The organism is Archangium violaceum Cb vi76 (genome assembly GCF_000733295.1).
In the GTDB taxonomy this organism is placed as follows: domain Bacteria; phylum Myxococcota; class Myxococcia; order Myxococcales; family Myxococcaceae; genus Archangium; species Archangium violaceum.
The window spans coordinates 1-5,765 of sequence record NZ_JPMI01000278.1 but is presented as its reverse complement, the minus strand read 5'-3'; the positions used below and the strand labels follow the sequence as shown (position 1 = coordinate 5,765).

Here is a 5,765-nt window from a genome sequence, read left to right as displayed (position 1 = left end):
TGGAACGTGGCCGCCAGGCCCCGCTTGAGCAGCACCGGCTTGCGCGTCTTCCCCAGCGCTCGCAGCAGCGGGAAGTTCTGCATGTTGCGCGCGCCCACCTGAAGGACGTCCACGGAGTCCTCCATCATCGGAATCTGCGTGGACTCCATCACCTCGCTGACGATGGGCAGCCCCACCTTGCGCGCCGCCTCGGCCAGCACGCGCAGGCCGGGCTCTCCCATTCCCTGGAACGAGTAGGGGCTGGTGCGAGGCTTGAATACCCCACCCCGGAGGACATGGGCACCGGCGGCGGCCACGGCGGAGGCGGTGTGCTCCGTCTGCTCCATGCCCTCCACGGCGCACGGGCCCGCCATCACCACGAAACCAGGGCCACCCACCTCCACCTGTCCCACACGCACGCGCGTGCCCTGGGGCTTCCAGGCCCGGGCCACCCGAGGCGTACCTTCTCTGGGCGGTCCTCCGCCCTCCTCACCTGGCTTGCCGCTCACGGCCGACTCCCGATGTCTGTGGAGTTCACGTTGTTTTGAACCCCGTGATGCTTGTATAGCCAAACCGCCGTACAGAACAACAAGAGGTTGGTGCCTCGGCTGGTGGCGCGACCTCGATGAGGACCGCAGATGAAGACGCTCGGACGCGCTGACGGAGGCCACTGGGTGGCGGGGACCTTGTCCCTGGCCGCGGTGGATCCGCTCGCGGGGGCGGAAGTGCTGGGGGAGCCGTCCGTCTATTGGGAGCGCCCGCTCGCGGGCGAGGCGATGGCCGGGTGGGGCGAGGCGGCCGCGGTGGAGGCCGACAGTGGGGCGCGGGCCCAGGCGGTGCTGAAGGAGTTGTCGGCGCTGGACTCGGTGCGGTGGTTGGGCGAGGCGCCCTCGGCGCTGCCGGGGCCCTGGTTCGGCGGCATGCGCTTCTCGACGGCGGGCGGGGACTCGGGGTGGGGGGCGTTCGGCTTCGGGCGGTGGACGCTGCCGGAGGTGATGGTGTGGCGCGAGGGCCCGGGCCTGATGGCGGCGGCCTTCGCCCCCGAGGGCCCCGGAGCCGAGGATGTGGTGCGCTCGCTGCTGGCGCGGGTGGGCGCGAATTTCCCCGCGGGGACCCGGCGGTCCCGCAACGGCGTGCAGGCGCTGCGGCTGGTCTCGTCGCGGCCGGACTTCGAGGGGCGGGTGGAGCGCGCGGTGGAGACGATCAACGCCGGGGGGCTCCAGAAGGTGGTGCTGGCCCGGGCGGTGGAGGTGGAGGGCGAGTCCTCCTTTGATCGCGTGGAGGTGCTGGCCCGGCTGCGCGAGCAGAACCCGCGCTGTGCCACCTTCCTCTTCCGGGCGCCGGACGGAGCGGCCTTCCTGGGCGCCACGCCGGAGACGCTGTGCCGGGTGGAGGGGCGTCATCTGGAGACGGAGGCCCTGGCCGGCTCGGCGGCGCCCGCGTTGGCCGGGACGCTGGGCGGAAGCGACAAGGATTGCCGCGAGCACGAGGCGGTGGTGCGCTATATCCTCCGGGCGCTCAAGCCGCTGACCGAGCAACTGGACGCGGACGCGGAGCCGGCGCTGCTCACGTTGAAGAACGTGGTGCACCTGCGAACGGGCATCCGCGCCGAGCTGCGCGAGGGAGTGGGGGTGGCCGAGCTGGTGGCGGCGCTGCATCCCACACCGGCGGTGGGGGGAACCCCCCGGGAACGCGCACTGGAGTTCCTGGTGGAGCACGAGGCCTTGGATCGGGGCTGGTACGCGGGACCGGTCGGATGGGTAGGACCCGGGCGGGCGCACCAGATGGTGGCGCTGCGTTCGGCACGCATCAAGGGATCCCAGGCTCGACTCTTCGTGGGTGCTGGTATCGTGGCGGGCTCAAGCGCCGAGGCGGAGTGGCGCGAAACGGAGATGAAGAGCCTGGCCATGTTGCGTGCGCTCGGAGGAGGACATGTCTGACGCCACCCTGAATCAACTGTGGGCGCGGGCATTGGTGGAGGAGTTGGTTCGGGGCGGCGTGAGGCACGCGGTGGTGTGCCCGGGTTCGCGCTCCTCGCCCCTGGCGCTGGCATGTGCCCGGATGGACGGGATGCGTACCTGGTCCGTCATCGACGAGCGCAGCGCTGGTTTCTTCGCGTTGGGCCTGGCCAAGCAGTCGCGGATGCCGGTGGTGCTGGTGGCCACGAGCGGAACGGCGGGCGCGCACTTCTACCCGGCGGTGATCGAAGCTTTCATGTCGCAGGTGCCGCTGGTGGTGCTGACGGCGGACCGGCCCCTGGAGCTGCAGGGGTGGGGCGCGGCACAGACGGTGCCGCAGGCGCGGTTCTACGGAGACTTCGCGCGGCTCTACGGGGACGTGGGCGTGCCGGAGGCGGACGATGCGGCGCTGGTGCACCTGCGCGCCACCGTGGCCCGGGCCGTGGCCGTGGCCTCGCGGGCGCCCCGGGGCGCGGTGCAGCTCAACGTGCCGTTCCGCGAGCCGCTCGCGCCCACGCCGGGCACCTTCGATACCAAGCACCTCTCCTCGCTGGCGCGGGAGGGCAGGCCGGGAGCGCCGCTGACGCGCATCGTCCCGCCGGCGCGCCAGCCGGATGCGAAGGTCCTGGAGGAGATTCGCGCACGCATCGCCGCCACCGAGCGCGGTGTCATCGTCTGCGGACCCCGGGACGAGAACGACGGTTTCGCGGAGGCGATCGCCTCGCTGGCCGAGGCCACCGGCTACCCGGTGCTGGCCGAGGCCGCCTCCCAGGCGCGTTATGGCGGCGGCCCGGCCACGGTGTCGCTCTACGACGCGATGCTGCGGCACGAGCCCTTCGCCCGGGCGCACCGGCCGGAGCTGGTGCTGCGCTTCGGCGGAGGCCTGACGCCCAAGGGGCCGCAGGCGTGGATCGACAACTCGGGCGCGGAGATCGTGGTCTTCAGCGACGAAGGTGGGCTCTTCGATCCGGTGCATCGCGCGTCGCGGGTGGTGGAGGGCTCGGCGGTGGCGGCGTGCGAAGCGCTGGGCCAGGGACTCTCTCGAGGCCTGGGACCCTGGGCGCGGAGCTTCCTGTGGGCCGAGCAGTGGACGCGGGCGGCGCTGGAGTCGGCGTTCTCGGAGGATCCGTCGCTGACGGAGATGCGCATCGCGCACGACGTGGTGTCGGCGATGCCGGACGGGGCGAACCTCTTCGTGTCCAGCAGCATGCCCATTCGTGACGTGGACGCCTTCGCGCCGTCCATGGGCCGGGGGCTGCGGGTGCTGGCCAACCGGGGCGCCAACGGCATCGACGGCATCATCTCGAGCGCGCTCGGGGTGGCGGCGGCGTCGGGGCGGCCCACGGTGCTGCTGACGGGAGATCTGGCCTTCCTGCACGACGTGGGCGGGCTGCTGACGGCGCGCCGCGGCGGGGTGCCCCTGACGGTGGTGGTGGTGAACAACGATGGGGGAGGCATCTTCTCCTTCCTGCCCATCGCCCAGGCCGAGGGCGCGAAGTCGCACTACGAGCCACTGTGGGGCACACCGCACGGGGTGGACCTGTCGCACGCGGCGGCGCTCTACCAGGCCCGCTTCCGGCGTCCGGACTCGCCCGCGTCGTTGCGGTCGGCCGTGGCCGAGGGGCTCAAGGGCGGGGTCCACCTCATCGAAGTGAGGGTGGCGGAGCGGGCGAGGAACGTGGATCTGCACCGGCAGCTGTTCGCGAGGATGGCGGCCGCACTGGGAGAAGGCCCATGGCTCTGAAGATGGCGTACGAGACGTGGGGAGAGGGTCCGTACCCGCTCCTCCTCCTGCATGGCTTCACGGGGAACCGGTCGGCGTTCGATCACCTGCGCCCGTGGATGAGCAGCAAGGTGCGCGCCATCGCGGTGGATCTGCCGGGACACGGGGACACGCCGCTGCCCACGAGGACGGGACGCGACGGCTTCCTGGAGACGATCGAGGCGGTGATCCGGGTGCTGGACGAGGTGGGGGAGCCGAAGGCGAACCTGCTGGGGTACTCGCAGGGGGCGCGTTTCGCGCTGGCGGCGGCGCTGAGCCATCCCGAGCGCTTCGGGCGGCTCATCATGGAGAGTGGCTCGCCGGGGTTGCACCGGCGCGTGCAGCGGACGGAGCGGCGCGTGAGTGACGCGCAGCTGGCGGCGATGCTGCGGCAGAAGGGCGTGCGGGCCTTCATGGAGTACTGGGAGTCGCTGCCGCTGTTCGCGGGGGTGCGCAAGCTGCCGGCGGAGCAGCAGGCGGAGCTTCGGGCGCGGCGCAACCAGTGCACGGTGGAGGGGTTGGTGGGGGCGCTGGAGTGCCTGGGCCTGGCGGTGCAGCCGGACTACTGGCCGGAGTTGCACCGTCAGCGGCTGCCCACGCTGCTGCTGACGGGGGCACAGGACGATAAGTTCACGCAGATCGCCCGGAGGATGGCGGTGGATCTGCCGGTGGTGTGGAGGCGCACGTTCGAGGACTGCACCCACGCCCCGCATCTGGAAGTGCCGGAGGAGTACGCGCGGGAGGTGCTCTCCTTCCTGCAGACGCCCTGGTACGAGTCACCCGAGTTCGAGAACGCCGTGCCCGACACCGTGCCCGACAAGAGCGCGGCCGGTGGCAACGGCTAGCTGCCGAAAGCCATTCATTCCATGAACGCGATAGCACCCGCGGTGGAGGCGCCGCGCCCCACCTTGAAGACGTGGTTGATGGCCGCGAGGCCGAAGACGCTGACGGCGGCATTGGTGCCGGTGATGGTGGGGACGGCGCTGGCGTATGGGCTGGGCGTGGGCCGGTGGCTGCCGGCGTTGGCGGCGCTGGTGGGGGCGATGCTGATCCAGATCGGCACGAACCTGACGAACGACTACTACGACTTCAAGAAGGGGGCGGACACGGAGGAGCGGCTGGGGCCGCAGCGGGTGACGCAGAGCGGGCTGATTGCCCCGGGCGTGGTGCTGGCGAGCGCGCTGACGTGCTTCGGGCTGGCGGTGGCGGTTGGCGTGTACCTGGTGGTGGTGGGCGGCTGGCCGATCGTGGCGATCGGGTTGGCGTCGGTGACGGCGGGGTACGCGTACACGGGAGGCCCGTTTCCGTTGGCGTACCACGGGCTGGGAGACGTGTTCGTCTTCATCTTCTTCGGGATGGTGGCGGTGCCGGGGACGTACTACGTGCAGGCGCTGACGGTGGGCCCGGCGGCGTGGTGGGCGGCGATTCCGGTGGGGGCGATTGGCACGGCGCTGCTGGTGGTGAACAACCTGCGGGACGCGACGACGGACGTGAAGGCGGGGAAGAGGACGCTGGTGGTGCGCTTCGGCACGACGGCGGGCAAGGCGGAGTACGTGGTGCTGCTGGCGGCGGCGTTCGCGACTCCGCTGGCGATGTGGGGCCTGGGGCTGGCGAGCCCGTGGGTGCTGCTGGCGCTGCTGAGCGTGCCGGTGGCGGTGCCGCCGCTGAAGCTGGTGTTGGGAGCGCAGGGGGCGGCGTTGAACCCGGCGCTGGGCGGGACGGCGAGACTGCAACTGGTGTTCGGCCTGTTGTTCTCGGTGGGGCTGTACCTGAGGTAGGGCGATGCGCATCACGAAGACGGCCCTCCACGCGCTGCGCCTGGAGATGGTGAACCCGCTGAAGACGGCGAGGGGCACCTACGCGGCGCGAGAGGGATTCGTGGTGCGGTTGGAGGACGAGGAGGGGAGGGTCGGGCAGGGGGAGGCGATGCCGTTGGAGGAGTTCGGCACGGAGTCGCCGGGAGACTGCGAGCGAGCGCTGAATGTTCTGTTGGAGGGGCTGAACCAAACCACCCCTCTCCCCCCGGGAGAGGGACGGGGTGAGGGTGCCACGGACCCCGAGGTTGG

5 protein-coding genes and 1 pseudogene are annotated in these 5,765 nt (G+C 71.5%); 5 read left to right on the top strand and 1 reads right to left on the bottom strand.

Translation table 11 applies throughout. The features are described from left to right. On the bottom strand, positions 1 to 488 hold a 488-nt coding region (locus tag Q664_RS38775; RefSeq protein WP_235217056.1), incomplete at its 3' end, for an N-acetylneuraminate synthase family protein. Between the two features lie 129 nt (positions 489 to 617). Between Q664_RS38775 and Q664_RS38770 the strand changes: the two genes are divergently transcribed. From Q664_RS38770 to Q664_RS60275, 5 genes and pseudogenes are all read left to right on the top strand, one after another. Continuing rightward, positions 618 to 1,919 (top strand): isochorismate synthase, encoded by a 1,302-nt coding sequence (locus Q664_RS38770; RefSeq protein WP_043407978.1) that lies wholly within the window; start codon positions 618 to 620, stop codon positions 1,917 to 1,919. Beyond that, entirely contained in the window at positions 1,912 to 3,681 is a 1,770-nt protein-coding gene (gene menD, locus Q664_RS38765) for a 2-succinyl-5-enolpyruvyl-6-hydroxy-3-cyclohexene-1-carboxylic-acid synthase (protein WP_043407980.1), read from the top strand. Before Q664_RS38770 ends, menD begins: the two co-directional genes overlap by 8 nt. Further along, on the top strand, positions 3,672 to 4,544 hold the full coding sequence (menH, locus tag Q664_RS38760) for a 2-succinyl-6-hydroxy-2,4-cyclohexadiene-1-carboxylate synthase (protein ID WP_043407975.1): 873 nt from the start codon (positions 3,672 to 3,674) through the stop codon (positions 4,542 to 4,544). The genes menD and menH overlap by 10 nt, the downstream gene beginning before the upstream one ends. Positions 4,545 to 4,565: 21 nt before the next feature. Continuing rightward, a complete protein-coding gene (locus Q664_RS38755) occupies positions 4,566 to 5,477 on the top strand; it encodes a 1,4-dihydroxy-2-naphthoate polyprenyltransferase (RefSeq protein ID WP_043407972.1) in 912 nt (303 codons plus the stop codon). A gap of 4 nt (positions 5,478 to 5,481) precedes the next feature. Then, positions 5,482 to 5,765, top strand: a pseudogene (locus Q664_RS60275) (o-succinylbenzoate synthase); the annotation flags it as partial.